Genomic DNA, 15,924 nt, shown 5'->3' with positions numbered 1-15,924 from the left:
GGAGCCGGTCAAGCCTGTCCCTTCCGAGCGGGAGGAACGGCGAGGTAGCGGCGGGCCGGTCCTGGACGACCGCATGCCTTAGGAATCGGATTGCGGCGGGCATCGGCGCCGGGGTGAGGCGCGGGTATCCCGCCGTTCGCTTGCTCCGCGAGCTGCCCACGAGCCTCGGCCGCAGTTTGTATCCCGCGATCGCGGTGCCGAGCAGCGCGCTGGCCATCGGTCCGCAGGTCTTCAGGCCGATGGGCCGTAGATTGAGTTCAATGCCCGCCCGGCGCAGCGCCACCGACAGCATGTCCCAGTCCAGCCCGACCCCGTGCGGAATGGACGCCGACACTTGAACGGGCTCACCCGCTGCGTTCGTGCCACCAAGCGCAACCGATACGACCGCCGCATCGACGATTTCCGCCAGCGCGCGTGCGACGTCGGCCGCGTGCACGTCGTCGGTGGTGCCGGTCATCGCCACCAGTTCCTTCCTGTGTCCGTCGATGGCCGCGACGAGCTGCGGCCGGATCCTGCCGCCCCGGCCGTCGTCGACGGGCATGTCGCAGACGATGAGGTCGACGATGATGTCATGGTCGAAGCCGGGTAGATCCACCGGTCCGAGTTCGGCCAGACGCTCGCGCACGTATCGGTTCACGGTCGGGTAGCGCGGGGGCGTGAGGCCGGCCGCGACGGCCGCAGCGGAGACGCGCTGGAAGATGTCGGTCTTGCGGGCGCTGGGCCGCACGTCGGTCTCGCGCCGGATGATCTCGATGATCGCCGGGTCCATCGTCGTGGGCTTCGCCCGCTTGGTTGCGCGTAGCGTGATGTCCTCGGCGCGGTGGCGGGCCTGCCATGCCTTGGTCAGCAGATAGAGCATGTGTGGGCCGAGCCCGAGGGCCTTCACGGCATCCTTCCGGGCCTGCACGCCCTTTGAGCGGATGAAGTTCTCGATGATCGTGATCCGCCGAAGCACTTCCTCCTGAAGTGCTGGCTCGACATCTGAAAGGTCGACCGATGATGGATCGAAACTCATGGTGGTTCTCCTGATGATGTGATTGTTTCGGGGCGGCTTACGCAGACGCATTCGTTGGTCAGCGATGACCCGGAAGCCGCGCTGCGGCGGCAGACCGCCGACGCCACCAGTCCTGCTCGGATTGCGCGCCCGCCCGTGCTGTCGTAAGTCCTGGCTCGATGATGATCGGCAGCATCCCCCGACCTTCGATGCGGTCGCTGGCCTACGCGCTGCTGGCGCTTATGCTGCTCGTGCACATAGGTCCGCTGTGTGACGCTGCGTCTGCCGCCCCGCCGGTCATGGCCGGCCAGACGGCGATGGGTGACTGCCATGGGGCGCCCGCGGCGCCGAAGCACTCGACGGCTTCTTCCTGCGCGACAGGCTGCATAACGCTTCCGGTCAGGTTGCCTGCGGCGGGGCCGGTCGAGTTCAGCGACCCGGTCGAACTCACCGCTGCTGCGACGCGCTCGCTGGCAGGCCTGTCCGGCGGCCCGGCGCCGCCACCTCCACGATCGTGATCGCGCTGGACCGATCTACGACATCAACTCGAGTTCAATAACATGACCAAGTTCAAGATCATCGCCGTGGCGATCGCCCTCTCGATCCCGAGCGTCGCCATCGCGGCTGCAGGGTGTTGCACCGGCATGGCGTGCTGCAAGGACGATGCTGACTGCTGCAAGGACAAGGGCGGCAAGTGCTGCTGCGACGACATGAAGAAGGAGGCGACTGGCAGAGACGCTTCGGATCCGCATGCCGCTCATGACATGTCCAAGATGGGCAATAAGTAGCATCAGGAGACGGGGGGCGCGTGCCCCCCGTCGTTCAGGGTTAGTGGCGGGCGAACACCCGGCGCCCTGACGGCCCGAATGCGACAACGTCATAGCGTTGAGACTTGATCCCGGGTATTTCCATCCCGGGCGAGCCCAACGGCATTCCGGCAACCGCCAAGCCGGATACGCCCTTCGGTCGCTGCGCCAGCGCTCGCTTCATGTCGGCGATCGGGACGTGGCCTTCGAAGGACATGCCGTCGATCACCGCCGTGTGGCAGGAGGCGAGATCCGCGGGCACGCCGCGCTGACGCGCGAAGACCTGTCTGTTGGCGTCATCGATAATGCGGACCTTTCGACCGAACTGCGCCTTCACCTGCTCGGCCCATTTGGTGCAGCATCCGCACCCGGGGTCCCGGTGCACCGCGATGTCAGCCGCAAGCAGCGCGGACGACGGAACCAGGGTCATTAAGGCCGCCACGAGGCCGCGAGTTTTCCGAACCATTCGATCCTCCTTGCTATCCCTTGTCACGTCGTCCGGGCGGGCGGCACCCTTACTGGGCGCGCTTGCCGTTACGACGGAGCCAGGCCTGCAATTCGCCAATTTCCTTTTCCTGCATCATCGCGCCCTTCTGCGCCATCCGCTTCACCATCGGATCCCTGGCCCTTGCGATCGCGGTCCGCGACATGTCGATGGCACCACGGTGGTGCTCGATCATTTTGCGCACCCATGTCTCCGACGCGTCGGCGCCGGTCGCGCCCATCATCCGTTCGTGCATCTTCATCTCGGCCGGTCCGTAGGGGTTGGCCGCGGTTGGCTGCATCGAGTGGTTCATGCCCTGATGGGCCGCCTGCTGGGCGGCGGCCGGGGTGGCGATCAGTGCCAAGACGGCAAGTATCGTTGCGTTCCGCATGTCGAGCTCCTCTGTTGATTGGCCATATACGCACCGGAGCCACACAGCCCTCATCTCGGCGTCGATTTTCCGCGTCTGCGATAGCCCGCGAGACTAGGCCGAGGTCGACTCCCGACGCTGCTGTGATCAGCGTACGGACACCCATCGCGGCTCGCGGCCAAGCCTAGCATTGAACCGCGCGTTGAACGACGAATCGTCGAAAGCGTTGCGCGTCAGATCGGCACCATAGATTTCAGTGACCTCGTCACGACCGTACCCCATCAAGCCAAGGAGCGTTGGAAAGATCTGGTAGTGGCTGACCCGATCGAAGTTGGCTGCGCGTCCCGCCGTCCAATGCGTCGACCTCGCCGCGCCATCGATCACCACGAGCGGCACCTGGCCTTCGGCGGGGATAGGATTGGCGCTGCAGTGCGTGTCGTTTCCGGTTCCGCCGTTTTCGTGCAGATCCTGACCGTGATCCGACGTGTAGACGATCGTTGCGTTCCGCAGATCGGCACTGCCGAGTAACCGGTCGAAGAAAGCGCCGACCGACCAAAGTAGCGAGTTTCGATAACTGTTTCTGTACTTGGCCCAGTCTTCGGGGCTCCCGCCGAAGCCGAGACGATCGCCCGTGTCGGCGACGTCGGCATATTTACCGCGCGGAAGCGCTGGCCGGTATTGCAGGAAGGCATCGGGATATTTGTCGTGCACCGGGAAATGCGCACCGACCTTGTTGACCAATACGAAGTCGGCGGTGTCGTTTCGAAGGGCCGACAGGATTTGGTCAGCGGCGGCCATGTCGCGGTTCACGACCGCTACGTCGTCGAATTGTACGAAGCGATCGATCTGTCGACGTTCCTCCGCTGACATCAGGTTCTGCAGCCCACCACCGGTTCGCTGGGCATCGATGTAGATGGTCCGCATCCCGGCGACCTGCGCGTAGCGCCAGATTGAGGGCATCGTGGCGTTGATCCGCCGATAGTCGTTCCGGGTTCCGCCATGGCGCAACGTCAGGTTCGAGCCGATGCTGCAGTTGGTGACGGCGGCGGCGATCCCGAAGTTGTGGATCGACATGCCTAGCCGAGGTGTCGCGAGGCCCGATCTGACCCCGGAGGGCGAATTCACATCGAGATAATTGGCCGCGACGCTTTCGTCGATGATCAGGATGACGTCGTGTCGACGGCGGTGGCGAGGTGGCGCGAAGGTCACTTCCGCCCGCGGTCCGACGCTGCTTGTGGCGATCTCGTACGTGTACAGACTCGAATAGGCGAGCGGTACGTACGCCGCCGGGAGGCCGGTCGCGCCCTCGCCGCCCCGCATCGCCAGAATGCCGACGAGACCTGCAAGCGCGACGAACGGCGACGCCGTGCATGCAACCTGGACCAGCCGGGATTCCGACGCGTCCACGGGTGGTAGCGCAAGCCCGGCGAACAGGACGAGGCCGATGACGACCGCTTGGGCGATCGCCAGTCCGTGCTGCTCAAACGCGTCGGTGGCGAAGGCGACCGAGTTCACGAGGTTGATGAAGCTGTCATAGGCGAGCGCCTCGCCCGTGATCAGGCGCGCGGACTCGAGAACGATCGTCGACGGGGAGAGTACGGCAGCGATCAGGACGCGGATCGCTGTGTTCGAGATCCGGGCTGCAAGAAGCAGCGCGGCGATCAGGACGAGAAGCAGGACCAAGTAGCTGATCAGCGCCGACGGCGCGTCGAGTGACGCAAGGCGATCTACGACTGATCGCCAACCTGCGGCGAGCGAGGCGACGATGAGAACGTCCTTCACCGGACGACGCCACCAAAGTTCGGTGTCGGTCGAGCCGGGCGACGGGCTATCCATGGCGAGCCTTTCCGACTTTGGCCGTGGCCCATGCGCGGACGCGGCTGGTTCTCGCTTCGGTCAGGCCTGCGAACACCCACGCCACCCCGATGGTCGCGGTGAGCGTGAGCGCTACAAGTGTCAGGCCCTTGGCGTCGGGCGCTAGCCGCGCGGGACCGATCAGCGCGCCGGCCGCGAACGCCATCACAGGGAAGTGAATCGCGTAGAGCGAGAAGCTCGCACGAGCACCATAACGGGCGAAGGGCGCAACACCGGGCGCGGCCCGCGGATTGCGAAGTAGCAGCGCGAGCAGGAATAGGGCGAAGGACATCGCCAGCAGCGGATCCTCCAGCGGATAGTCTCCTGTTCGCCCCCATAGCAGGACGGCTGTCAGCGCTGCGAGTGAAAGCGCGACGAAGCGTTTCCTGAGGCTCGGTTGCCGACCTGACCGGCCAAGATGTCTTTCCGCATAGAAGACCGCCGAGCCGCAGAGCCATGAGACGAAGCCGAGCGCTAGGGCCGGAACGAACCAGGCGAGCGCAAACGCCGCAAGGGCCGCCGATGGCACGCGTCGGCGAAACGTGAGCAGCGCTGCCGGAAACCAGATGTAGTACCAGAATTCGTAGGCCAGGCTCCACAACGGGCCGTTCGAACCAAGCGGGGGCACCAGAATGTCCTGCAGGAAGGCCAGATTTCCCGCGATGACCCAAGGCGCGAGGTTAGCCCAGACGTCGGCGCGAAGGACGAACGTGTCGGTGATGCCGCGATGCGTGGGCGAGTCCAGCACGGCAACCGCCACGGCGTCCAACGCGCCACCTAGGATCAGCGTCGGAATCAGTACGACCATCAGCCGGCTCAACCGGTCGACGAGGTACGGGGCCCATCTCCAGCCGCGGTCCGCTCGCCCGACCACGCTCCTGGTGATCCAATACCCGCTCAGGACGAAGAACAGCACGACACCCGAATGGGCGAAGCCGGCCATGAAGTAGAACCCTTGGATCGCGACGTCGGTCGTCGGCTGATAGTCGCGAATGAGCAACGCCCAGGCGTGACCGAACGCGACCACGACCGCGAGGACGAACCGGCAGGCGTCCATGTACGCATAAGCGTCGTTCGAGACCCCGCCGCGCGGCTCGGGACTGCGCCCACCGGCGTATGATGCCGTCACCCCCGGCCTTCCCCCGTTTTCACCTGTCATTTCTCGATTACGCGGCGTTTCGCTCCATCCCTCGGATCGGCGCGTCGATGGGGCCGGCCGAGGCCGACGGCTGGAACCGACGCGACCCCAAGGCTGAAAATTTCGCCCGCGCGTCAGCCATCCTATCCGCGATGACTGTTCCCGGTTTGATGACAAATCGTCGGTCGCGGCGTGACTTCGGCGAGGGATGTTCCGAATGGGTGCGTATCCCATATCAAGAGCCATGGGCGCCCCGACAGGATCACGATGAAACAGCTTATCGACCGCCGCCAACTGATGCGCGCCGCCACTCTTACCGGCGGAAGCCTGGCACTCGCACCGTGGTTCCCGGCGTGGGCGCAGCCCGTGTCGTCGGGTATCACGACGCCGCTCCCGATCGTGTCGGGGACGGACATCGCGCTGCGCATCGCACACCAGATGATGACGATCGACGGGCGTGAAAGCCATGCGATCGGCATCAACGGCACGGTACCGGCTCCACTGATCCGGCTGAAGCAGGGTACGATGGTTCGCCTCGCGGTGACCAACGACCTCGACGAGGACAGCTCGATTCACTGGCACGGATTGCTGGTGCCGTTTCAGTTCGACGGTGTGCCCGGCGTCAGTTTTCCCGGCATCAAGCCCCGGTCGACCTTCACTTACGAGTTCCCGATCGTGCAGGCTGGGACCTATTGGTACCACAGCCATTCCGGGCTGCAGGAACAGCTCGGCCACTATGGCCCGATCGTCATCGATCCGGCCGGCCCGGACCCGATCCAGTCGAACCGCGAGCATGTGATCGTCCTGTCGGATCACAGCGCGATGCACCCCCACATCATCTTCAAGAAGCTGAAGCAGCAGGGCGGCTACTTCAACTATCAGAAGCAGACGCTCGCAGATCAGCTTCGTGGCGAAGGACAGACGCCGAAGGAGCGGCGCGAATGGGGCGCGATGCGAATGGATCCGACCGACGTCGCGGACGTGACCGGATCGACCTACACCTATCTCGTGAACGGCCACGGCCCCCGCGACAACTGGACGGCGCTGTTCACGCCGGGCGAGCGGGTGCGGCTACGCGTGATCAACGCCTCGGCGATGACGACCTTCAACGTCCGCATCCCGGGCCTGAAGCTGACGGTCGTGCAATCGGACGGACTGAATGTCCGGCCCGTGACGGTCGACGAGTTCCAGATCGGCGTCGCCGAAACCTACGACGTGATCGTCGAGACAAGCGACGACCGCGCCTACACGCTGGTTGGCGAAAGCGTCGACCGCTCGGGTATGGCGCGGGCCACGCTCGCCCCGCGTGCCGGCATGGCCGCCGAGGTCCCGCCGCTGCGTAAGCGTCCGCTCGCAACGATGAAGGACATGGGCATGGGCGACATGGCCATGGGCGGAATGGCTGGCATGGATCATGGCGCGGGGGGTGCTCCGGCGGCGGCCGCAGCCGCCTGTCCTCCCGAACATGCCGCCATGGGCCACTGCACACCCGCCGCCCCGCCATCAGCGGGCGCGGTGGACCACGCCGCGATGGGACACGGCGCACCGGCGGCGGCGTCGGGCGCGATGGCCGGGATGGATCACGGCTCGGGCGGGATGAACCATTCGATGCGCGACTTCTCGAACGCCCCAGGGGTCAAGAAGACGCCGACGGTCCAGACGATCTCGCCCATGCCGATGGACCGCACCGGCGAGCCCGGCCAGGGTCTGGCGGATGTCGGCCACAAGGTGCTGGTCTATCGTGACCTGATCGCGGTCGAGCGCAATCCCGACGTCCGCGCACCGGACCGTGCGATGCAGATCCATCTGACCGGCAACATGGAACGATACATGTGGGCCTTCGACGGCGAGAAGCTCAACGAGGTCAAAGAGCCAATCCCGTTCCTGAAGGACGAGCGGGTCCGCGTGACCCTCGTCAACGACACGATGATGGGTCATCCCATCCACTTGCACGGTCACTTCTTTGAGCTCGTCACTGGTCACGGCGAATATGCGCCGCGCAAGCACACGGTGAACGTCCAGCCGGGCGGCACCGTTACCTTCGATGTCACCACGGATGCGGTCGGCGACTGGGCGTTCCACTGTCACATGCTCTACCACATGCATGCGGGGATGATGCAGGTTGTGACTGTCCGACCACGCGGGGGAGAAGGCGCATGAAGACGCTGCTGCTTCTCGCCGCGACTTCGGCGCTGGCGTCGGCGACGCCCGTCGTCGCGCAGACGATGGACCATTCGATGATGCCCGGCATGAAGATGCCCGCCAAGGCGACCCCGCCTAAGGCGAAGCCCGCCGCGAAGCGGCAACCTGTCGCCAAGCCGGCAGAGAAGGCTGCCCCCAGGCCGGCGACGCCGCGAGCGGCGCGGGCTCGTCAAGCCACCCCCTCCGCTTCGGACCCGAACTGCCCGCCGGAGCACGCGGCGATGGGGCATTGCACCCCTTCGACACCAGCAGTTCCACGACCTGCGCCGCCCACGCCGGACCGCGCTGACGCCAAACCGGCCGCCGTCGCGCCGGCCACGGACCCCAACTGCCCGCCAGAACATGCTGCGATGGGCCACTGTACGCCGTCGGCGCCAGCTGCCGCTCCCCCGGCATCGGCCGACCCGCATGCCGGCCACGTCATGTCGGGCGCGACGGCTCCAGCGTCCGCACCGCCAGCCCAGCGAGTTGGTGGCACCGCGCTCGCCGCAGGAAACGCCCCGGCTCCGGCGGCACCTGAGCCATCATACGCTGACCGGATCTGGGGCCGCGACGCCATGATCGGGTCGCGGCGCGACCTGCGCAATGAACATGGTGGTGGCACCTTCTCGCAGGTCATGGTGAACCTCGCCGAATATCAGGTCAGGGATGGCCGGGATGGTTTCCGCTGGGATGGCGAAGCCTGGTTCGGCGGCGATCTCGACCGGTTGGTGATCAAGTCCGAGGGTGAAGGTGGCTTCGGCGACGGCGTCGAGGATGCGGAAGTGCAGGCGCTCTACAGCCGTACGATCGGCCCGTACTTCAATTTTCAGGCAGGCGTGCGATACGACTTCAAGCCCAACCCGTCCCGCACCTATGCCACCCTCGGATTCGAGGGGCTGGCGCCATATTGGTTCGACGTCGAGGGTGCTGTGTTCCTTTCGGACAAGGGCGACGTGCTCGGGCGGCTCGAGGGCTCGTACGACCAGCGGATCACTCAGCGACTGATCCTGCAGCCGCGCGTCGAGTTCAACCTGGCTGCCCAGGACGTGCCGGAGAACGGCATTGGCTCGGGCTTGTCCGACGTCGAGCTGGGCCTTCGGCTACGTTACGAGTTCAAGCGTGAATTCGCCCCGTACGTCGGCGTTTCCTACGACCGTAAGCTCGGCGACAGTGCGCGTTTCGCCCGTGCGGACAGTGAGGACGTCGGCGGGGTGAGCTTGGTCCTAGGCGTTAGGACCTGGTTCTAGTGCACGGGTCGGCATGGTGAGTTCGCAGAGCATGGCAGCGGGCGTTCGGCGACGTGCGAGCGTGCCACTTGAACGACGTGTCCGCGCGTTACGGGTTACGCCGACCCGCGCGTACGGTCGGTGAGTTCGGCCAGGCGGGCACGGGCTCGATACAGCCTGGTCTCGACCGTTTTTTCGGTCACGCCAAGCACGTCCGCCGTTTCAGCTTGCGTCAGGCCATCGATCGTTCGCAAAACCAGGGTCTCGCGAAGGTTGATCGGTAGCAACGCGATCGCGTTGGACACCCGAAGCATTTCTTCGCGGTCGGCGGCGACGGCGTCCGCCATCGGTGCGTGATCGGGCGCGTCGACCGCATGTTCGATCGGTAGGATGAACGATATCAGCCGGCGTACCGCGCGACGCCGACGCCAGTCGCGACATTTGTTGATCGTGATGCGTGCCAGCCATGCACGCATCGGTCGCTCGGGATCAAACCGCTTGAGCGCCTGATGGGCGGACACGAAGGTCTCCTGCACCAGGTCGAGCGCCTCGTCCTCATCCCCAATCATCCGAGCCGCGAGACGGTGCAGCTGCCCCTTGTGGCGCTGCATGATCACCGCGAAGGCGTCCTCCTGCCCTGCGATGGCGAGCGCTGCGAGTTCGCCGTCCGTCCGATCGACGAGTCCGGGTGTCACCGCGCGTCTTCGGTGAGCGCTTTCGTCACGGCCTGGTCGAACTTGGCCGCCTGGTCCGGACGCAGGATCCGCCGCATCGCGAAGATGTGACCCAGCGTCTCCTTCTGAAGCCGGCCCATGGTCGCGTGCGACCCGTCGACCGCAGCCGCGACCAGTCGGCCGTTACCATGTTCAGCCGCGATCGCTTCGGCCAGGCGGGCGTTGTGCGCGCGGAGCTCGAGCTCGAGCGCCTGACGCCGAACCGCGAAGCTCTCCTCCAGCGCATGAAGCTGACGGTTCTGGGTTGCGTCTAGCGACAGCTGTCCGTGGAGGACGGCATGGAGCTCCGCGCCCGGTGGATGCGGCGATTGCACGAGCTGTCGACCGATCAGAACGCCGGCGATCGCGGCAACGAAGGCGATGATGGCGACGATAGCGAGGCGCTTCATCGTCATCGGCCGATCAACAGCGTCGACGGTGCCAGCGGGCTCGATGCACCGAAGGGCGAGATGATCGCTGCGGCTTGCGCATCCGCGGTCGGTACGACGTTGCTGACGCCGCCCAGCAGCAGGGCGAATGCGGCCGCCCCCAGCGTCGCCCGGGCGCCGATCGTCCTGGTCGCCTCGCGGCCAATGGCGCTCAGAACCCGGTCCTCAAGTCCAGCGAGGCCGGGGTGTTCGTCGCTTGCTGACAAGCGGGCCAGCGCGTCGTCGATGTGTACGCTCATCAGTTTTTCCTCCACCCCCGTGCCGATAGTACGCGCCGCATTCGCTAAACCCTTACCCTTTGATTGAGGGATGCGCCGACGACGTGCGTATAGTTGGCAAGTACCACAGGAGACCGACATGAAATTCAATCTGAAGTCGCTGGCGCTGGCCACCGTCGCTATTGCCACGATGTCGACTGCCGCGCTTGCGCACCCGAAGCTGGTGACCGCCACACCGGCGGCTAACGCGACCGTCTCGCGCACGACGACCGTCAAGCTGACCTTCAGCGAGCGGGTCATGCCGAAGCTGTCCAACGCGACGCTGATCATGACCGGCATGCCCAGCATGAAGAATCATCCCGACATGAAGATGACAGGCGTCACGAGCGCCGTCGCTGCTGACGGCAAATCGATTGTGCTGACCTCTGCTAAGGCGCTGCCGGCCGGGAGCTACCGCGCCGACTGGGTCATTGTCGGCGCCGATACGCATCGCATCACCGGTAAGCATAGCTTCAACGTCCGCTGATCGTGATGGATTGGGTCGCGGTCGGGCTGCGTTTCGTCGCCTATGTCGACCTGATGTTGCTGGCTGGGCTCGCTCTGGGCGGTGGGCTGGGTCGCCACGCCCCCCCTATCAGCGGGCGGGTACCCACCGCATTATCGGCGATCGGCGTCATCATCACCGTCGCTCAGTTCGGCGCGACCTGCTTGGCCATGACGGGCAACGACATGGCGGCGCTCGACGGCGAGATGCTCTCATTCATGGCGTTCGAGACGCCGATGGGCATCTCGCACATCCTCCGAGTGGCAACGCTCGCCCTGCTGACGGTGATTTGCGCCACGGGCCGTGCAGGCCGGCCGGTCATGGCGGCCTTGGCGATCGTGGCGTTGGGTTCACTTGCCTGGACCGGCCATGCGGGAGCGTCCGAGTCTGCGCTTGGATGGCTTCATCGCTCGAGCGACATCGGCCATCTGATGGCGGGCGCGGTCTGGATCGCCGCGTTGGTCATGTTCGCGCGGATCCTGCTCGCCGATTTCCAGGTGCCAGGGTCGCCAGATCGCGCAGTGGCCGCGCTTGAACGCTTTTCGACGGTCGGGACGGTCCTCGTCGGCGCGATCGTAATAACCGGGATAATAAACCTGATCGCGATAGTGGGGGTCAACGGGATCTGGGCGTCGGTCTTCACGGACTATGGCCGCCTGCTCGTGGTCAAGCTATTGCCGTTCGTTGCTATGCTCGGCCTGGCAGCAGCTAACCGGTGGTTCCTCGTTCCACAGCTCAGGAGTTCTTTGACGGACGGAGAGCATGCGATCGCGCTGCGCCGCCTTCGGCTGGCGATCTCGACTGAGACGACATTGGCAATCGCTGTGCTGGCAGTCGTTGCCGTCCTCGGCACCTTGTCCCCGATGGAATGAACGGCACCCGATCGCCGACGCCCGGCGTTGATGAGCTTCTGGAGAAAGTCATGACCACGAACCGAAAGTTGACCCTACCCCTTCTTGCGGCCGCATTGACCGTCGCCGGATGCTCAGGCGCCACTGAGCAGGCAGGCGGCGACAATGCCGTGATGCCGATGCCCGGCAACGACACGATGCCCGGCAACGACATGATGTCGATGGGCATGAAGGCCGACGCCAACGATCCGCCAGCGACGCAGGGTTACAAGAAGTCGATGAGCGACATGATGGCGAACATGCCTGAGTACACGGGCGACGCGGACGCAGACTTCATGCGCCAGATGAAGGTGCATCACGGTTCCGCGATCGCAATGGCCGAAGTCGAGCTACGTCATGGCAAGGACGCGACGGCCCGCGCGCTGGCGCAGAAGATCATCGGCGATCAACGCGCCGAAATCGCCCAGATCGACGCGTGGCTCGCAGCCAGGAAATAACCCGCTTGACCCTGACATGATGTCAGACACTATTGAGCGGTCATGGAGGACGACTCGATGACCACCGTTGACCACGCTGCCCACAAGAAGCACGATTGCTGCTCGACCAAGAAGGGTGCCAGCCCCTCGGCGGCGTCGGTCACCGATCCGGTCTGCGGCATGACCGTCGACCCTGCGACAACGGCTCACCACGCATCGCACGAAGGCAACGAATATCACTTCTGCAGCGCAGGCTGCCGCACGAAGTTCGTAGCCAACCCGGCGGGATATCTCGGCGATGCGCCGCGACCGGAGCCGCAGGCCGCGCCCGGCGCGATCTGGACCTGCCCAATGCATCCCGAGATCCGGCAGGTCGGTGCAGGCACTTGCCCGCTCTGCGGCATGGCGCTCGAGCCTGAGGAACCGTCGCTCGACGACGGCCCCAACCCCGAGCTCGTCGACTTCACCCGTCGGTTCTGGGTCGCGGGCGTGCTGACGGTGCCACTGCTGATCGTGTCGATGGTCGCCGAGATGCTCGGGATGGACTTCGTCAGTCCGGCGGCGTCTCCGTGGGTACAGCTCGCGCTAACGGCGCCCATCGTCCTCTGGGCCGGCAAGCCCTTCTTCGAGCGGGGTTGGACGTCGATCCGGACCCGCCACCTGAACATGTTCACGCTGATCGCTATCGGCGTCGGCGCTGCGTTTCTTTACAGCTTGGTGGCAACGCTCGCGCCGGGGCTCTTCCCCCCGACCTTCCGCATGCACGGCGGGATGGTGCCGGTGTATTACGAGGCGGCGGGCGTCGTGGTGACGCTGGTGCTGTTGGGTCAGGTGCTCGAACTGCGCGCTCGCGCGGCAACGGGCCGGGCGATCCGGGCGCTGATGGATCTGGCGCCCAAGACGGCGCGGCGGGTCGCCGATGATGGATCGGAGGAGGAGATATCGCTCGCAGACGTGGCTGCGGGTAATCGGCTTCGCATTCGCCCCGGCGACGCGATTCCGGTCGATGGGATCGTGACCGAGGGCCGCTCGTCGGTCGACGAGTCGATGCTGACCGGCGAACCAGTGCCAGTGCAGAAGACGATCGACGATCCCGTCACCGGAGGAACGGTCAACGGCACCGGCAGCATGGTGATGGAGGCCCGCGCGGTCGGCGCCGATACGATGCTCGCGCGGATCGTCCGCATGGTCGCCGACGCGCAACGCAGCCGCGCGCCTATCCAGGCGGTCGCCGATCGTATCTCCGGCTGGTTCGTGCCGCTGGTCGTGGCGATCGCGCTCGCAGCATTCGTCGTCTGGAACTTCGTCGGTCCGGAGCCGCGCTTCGGCCACGCGCTGCTGAACGCCATCGCCGTGCTGATCATCGCCTGTCCATGTGCGCTCGGCCTGGCGACGCCGATGTCGATAATGGTCGGCACCGGCCGTGGCGCCCATGCCGGTGTTCTCGTCAAGAACGCCGAAGCCCTTCAGGCGTTCGAGAAGGTCGACACGCTGGTTATCGACAAGACCGGCACCATCACCGTGGGCAAGCCGAAGCTGATCGCGAGCCAAGCTCTCCCTGGGTTCGACGAGGACGAGATGCTGGCGCTAGCGGCGGCAGTCGAGATGCAATCGGAGCATCCGCTCGCCCACGCGGTGGTCACGGCCGCCAGGGAGCGCGGCCTCACGCTCGGCAAGGTCGAGAACTTCGAGAGCCAGACCGGTCTTGGGGTGAGCGCAAGCGTCGGTGGTCGGATCGTCGTCATCGGCAACGCGCCGCAGCTTGTTCGGATCGGCGCCGACCCGGCCGAACTGGAGACACTCGCCGAGCCGCATCGTACGACGGGCGCTGGCGTGATGCTGGTCGCGATCGACGGAAGACCAGCCGGCCTGCTCGCGGTCGCCGATCCGGTTCGTGCGAATGCGCAGCAAGCCATCGCCGAGCTGAGGGCCGCAGGTCTGCGGGTGATCATGCTCACCGGAGACAACCAGGCCACGGCGGACGCCGTCGCGCGTCAGGTCGGCGGATTGGATGACGTGCGGGCCGGTCTCAAGCCCGAGGACAAGGCCCGAATCGTGGGCGAACTGAAGGCGGCGGGCGGCAAGGTCGCGATGGCAGGCGACGGGATCAACGACGCACCGGCGCTGGCCGCCGCAGACGTCGGCCTGGCTATGGGCACCGGTACCGACGTGGCGATCGAGAGCGCCGGCATGACGTTGACGCGCGGCGATCTCACCGCGATTGTGCGGGCGCGGAGGCTGGCGGAGGCGACGATGCGGAACATCCGACAGAACCTGTTCTTCTCCTTCCTGTTCAACGGCGTCGGCGTGCCGATCGCCGCGGGCGTGCTCTATCCGCCGTTCGGCATCCTGATGTCACCGATGTTCGCCGGTGCCGCGATGGCGCTGTCGTCGTTCACGGTCGTAGCGAACGCGCTTCGACTCAATCGGGTCAAGTTGTGAAGATCGGACCAGCGTCCGAAGCCAGCAGCGTGTCTCAACGGATGATCCGCCACTACGAGAAGATCGGCCTCGTCCCGTCGCCGCCGCGACGGGACAGCGGATATCGTGATTATGCGGACGCCGATGTCCACCGCCTGAAGTTCATCGCGAATGCACGCGACCTTGGCTTTCCCATCGAGGAGATCCGGACCTTGCTGGGGCTATGGGGCGACGATGCCCGCGCGAGCGGTGACGTGAAGGCGCTCGCGACCGCGCGGGCCGAGGAACTGGGCCGCAAGGCCATTGCGCTCGAGGGCATGCGACGCGCGCTGCTCGACTTGGCAGCGCGCTGCCACGGTGACGACAGCCCCGAATGTCCCATCATTGACGATCTCGAGGGTCGTGCTGCCATATCGTAGCTTCGGCCCCGTTATTTGCCCGACGACCAATGGATGTGGACGATCTTCCACGTCCCGCCTTCGGCACGCAGGACCATCGTCTCCGTTGATCCACTGTCGATCGCCTTCCCTTTGAAAGTACCCCGCGTCCGCGACTCCGTTGCGATCCAGGCGAAGTTGCCGACGAGGTTCGCCGACTGCGCCGTCACCTTGCGGGTCGTGACCTTGGCGAAGGCCGCGTCAGCGGGAAGGTGGTGCGAGACATATTCCGCGCGATTGCGCTCGACGCTTCCGCTTTCGAAGATAATCACGTCGGGACTCAGAAAGGCCGCCGCCGCCACTAGGTCCCCTTGCTGCAGCGATCGGTGAAAAGAATCGACAACGGCCGCGGCCTTGTTGGTGGCAGGCGATGCCGCCGTCGGCGCCGGACTTACATTCCTGGACTGGGCATATGCCGTGCCCGTCGCAACAATGGTGGCTAAGGCAAAGGCTGCGGTCTTTCCGTGGAAGCTCATATTTTCTCTCTGTAGATTGGCGACCTAGCGGTGCGCCGCGTTGGATCAGCGTTTTCTCAGTCTTCACTTACTGATGGTCAGTTACGCCTTCGGCGCAACATCTCATCCCACACGCCAGCGGTGAGCGTTTCAAGCTGGTTTCATCGAAACATCCTCGAACGCCAACAGCCGCAGGGCGTTGAAGACAACCACGAGTGTCGATCCTTCATGTGCTAGGACCGCCGGGCCGATCCCAAGCCCCAGAATCGTGGCGGGGAGCAACACTGCCACAACGCCGAGGCTT

The 15,924-nt window shown here is 65.3% G+C and carries 17 protein-coding genes; 8 read left to right on the top strand and 9 right to left on the bottom strand.

Annotation, left to right across the window (positions count from 1 at the left end; translation table 11 throughout):
* On the bottom strand, positions 1 to 1,015 hold a 1,015-nt coding region (locus tag ASE86_RS07745; RefSeq protein WP_162233321.1), incomplete at its 3' end, for a hypothetical protein.
* Between the two features lie 539 nt (positions 1,016 to 1,554).
* Between ASE86_RS07745 and ASE86_RS07735 the strand changes: the two genes are divergently transcribed.
* Positions 1,555 to 1,782, top strand: a complete 228-nt coding sequence (locus ASE86_RS07735) for a hypothetical protein (RefSeq protein ID WP_056424224.1) — start codon at positions 1,555 to 1,557, stop codon at positions 1,780 to 1,782.
* 40 nt (positions 1,783 to 1,822) lie between these two features.
* On the opposite strand, the gene ASE86_RS07730 is transcribed toward ASE86_RS07735, so the two are convergent.
* The 4 genes from ASE86_RS07730 to ASE86_RS07715 all read right to left on the bottom strand — a co-directional run bounded on the left by ASE86_RS07730 (position 1,823) and on the right by ASE86_RS07715 (position 5,565).
* A complete protein-coding gene (locus ASE86_RS07730) occupies positions 1,823 to 2,230 on the bottom strand; it encodes a DUF411 domain-containing protein (RefSeq protein ID WP_082441854.1) in 408 nt (135 codons plus the stop codon).
* Positions 2,231 to 2,315: 85 nt separating this feature from the next.
* A complete protein-coding gene (locus ASE86_RS07725; protein ID WP_056426835.1) occupies positions 2,316 to 2,675 on the bottom strand; it encodes a DUF305 domain-containing protein in 360 nt (119 codons plus the stop codon).
* A 126-nt stretch (positions 2,676 to 2,801) separates the two neighbouring features.
* On the bottom strand, positions 2,802 to 4,490 hold the full coding sequence (locus ASE86_RS07720) for a sulfatase-like hydrolase/transferase (RefSeq protein ID WP_056424220.1): 1,689 nt from the start codon (positions 4,488 to 4,490) through the stop codon (positions 2,802 to 2,804).
* Complete coding sequence (locus tag ASE86_RS07715; RefSeq protein WP_162233320.1) at positions 4,483 to 5,565, bottom strand: acyltransferase family protein; 1,083 nt, start codon at positions 5,563 to 5,565, stop codon at positions 4,483 to 4,485. Before ASE86_RS07715 ends, ASE86_RS07720 begins: the two co-directional genes overlap by 8 nt.
* Before the next feature lie 348 nt (positions 5,566 to 5,913).
* On the opposite strand from ASE86_RS07715, the gene ASE86_RS07710 reads away from it, so the two are divergent.
* Complete coding sequence (locus ASE86_RS07710) at positions 5,914 to 7,806, top strand: copper resistance system multicopper oxidase (protein ID WP_056424216.1); 1,893 nt, start codon at positions 5,914 to 5,916, stop codon at positions 7,804 to 7,806.
* Positions 7,803 to 9,077 (top strand): copper resistance protein B, encoded by a 1,275-nt coding sequence (locus tag ASE86_RS07705; RefSeq protein ID WP_056424214.1) that lies wholly within the window; start codon positions 7,803 to 7,805, stop codon positions 9,075 to 9,077. The genes ASE86_RS07710 and ASE86_RS07705 overlap by 4 nt, the downstream gene beginning before the upstream one ends.
* A 95-nt stretch (positions 9,078 to 9,172) precedes the next feature.
* On the opposite strand, the gene ASE86_RS07700 is transcribed toward ASE86_RS07705, so the two are convergent.
* From ASE86_RS07700 to ASE86_RS07690, 3 genes are read right to left on the bottom strand one after another with little or no spacing between them, the layout of a single operon-like run.
* Positions 9,173 to 9,751: an RNA polymerase sigma factor gene (locus tag ASE86_RS07700; protein WP_056424212.1), complete on the bottom strand. Its 579-nt coding sequence runs from the start codon at positions 9,749 to 9,751 to the stop codon at positions 9,173 to 9,175.
* Positions 9,748 to 10,185, bottom strand: coding sequence for a periplasmic heavy metal sensor (locus tag ASE86_RS07695; RefSeq protein ID WP_056424211.1), 438 nt, complete (start codon positions 10,183 to 10,185; stop codon positions 9,748 to 9,750). The genes ASE86_RS07700 and ASE86_RS07695 overlap by 4 nt, the downstream gene beginning before the upstream one ends.
* Positions 10,182 to 10,457: a hypothetical protein gene (locus ASE86_RS07690; protein WP_156347065.1), complete on the bottom strand. Its 276-nt coding sequence runs from the start codon at positions 10,455 to 10,457 to the stop codon at positions 10,182 to 10,184. The genes ASE86_RS07695 and ASE86_RS07690 overlap by 4 nt, the downstream gene beginning before the upstream one ends.
* Before the next feature lie 118 nt (positions 10,458 to 10,575).
* On the opposite strand from ASE86_RS07690, the gene copC reads away from it, so the two are divergent.
* The 5 genes from copC to ASE86_RS07665 are packed head-to-tail and all read left to right on the top strand — an operon-like array spanning position 10,576 to position 15,147.
* Positions 10,576 to 10,962 carry a copper homeostasis periplasmic binding protein CopC gene (gene copC, locus ASE86_RS07685; protein ID WP_056424205.1) on the top strand — a complete coding sequence of 129 codons (387 nt, stop codon included), beginning with the start codon at positions 10,576 to 10,578 and terminating at the stop codon, positions 10,960 to 10,962.
* A 5-nt stretch (positions 10,963 to 10,967) separates the two neighbouring features.
* Positions 10,968 to 11,852 (top strand): copper homeostasis membrane protein CopD, encoded by an 885-nt coding sequence (gene copD, locus ASE86_RS07680; protein ID WP_056424204.1) that lies wholly within the window; start codon positions 10,968 to 10,970, stop codon positions 11,850 to 11,852.
* Positions 11,849 to 12,328, top strand: a complete 480-nt coding sequence (locus ASE86_RS16475) for a DUF305 domain-containing protein (protein WP_056424202.1) — start codon at positions 11,849 to 11,851, stop codon at positions 12,326 to 12,328. The genes copD and ASE86_RS16475 overlap by 4 nt, the downstream gene beginning before the upstream one ends.
* A gap of 57 nt (positions 12,329 to 12,385) precedes the next feature.
* Positions 12,386 to 14,749: a heavy metal translocating P-type ATPase gene (locus ASE86_RS07670; RefSeq protein WP_082441852.1), complete on the top strand. Its 2,364-nt coding sequence runs from the start codon at positions 12,386 to 12,388 to the stop codon at positions 14,747 to 14,749.
* Positions 14,746 to 15,147 carry a MerR family DNA-binding protein gene (locus ASE86_RS07665; RefSeq protein WP_056424200.1) on the top strand — a complete coding sequence of 134 codons (402 nt, stop codon included), beginning with the start codon at positions 14,746 to 14,748 and terminating at the stop codon, positions 15,145 to 15,147. Before ASE86_RS07670 ends, ASE86_RS07665 begins: the two co-directional genes overlap by 4 nt.
* A gap of 11 nt (positions 15,148 to 15,158) precedes the next feature.
* Here ASE86_RS07665 and ASE86_RS07660 read toward each other — a convergent pair whose 3' ends face one another.
* Complete coding sequence (locus tag ASE86_RS07660; protein ID WP_082441749.1) at positions 15,159 to 15,641, bottom strand: YybH family protein; 483 nt, start codon at positions 15,639 to 15,641, stop codon at positions 15,159 to 15,161.
* Between the last annotated feature and the right edge of the window lie 283 nt (positions 15,642 to 15,924).

The sequence above is a fragment of the Sphingomonas sp. Leaf33 genome (genome assembly GCF_001421785.1).
Taxonomy (GTDB): Bacteria; Pseudomonadota; Alphaproteobacteria; order Sphingomonadales; family Sphingomonadaceae; genus Sphingomonas.
This window is presented reverse-complemented; position numbering and strand designations above follow the sequence as displayed.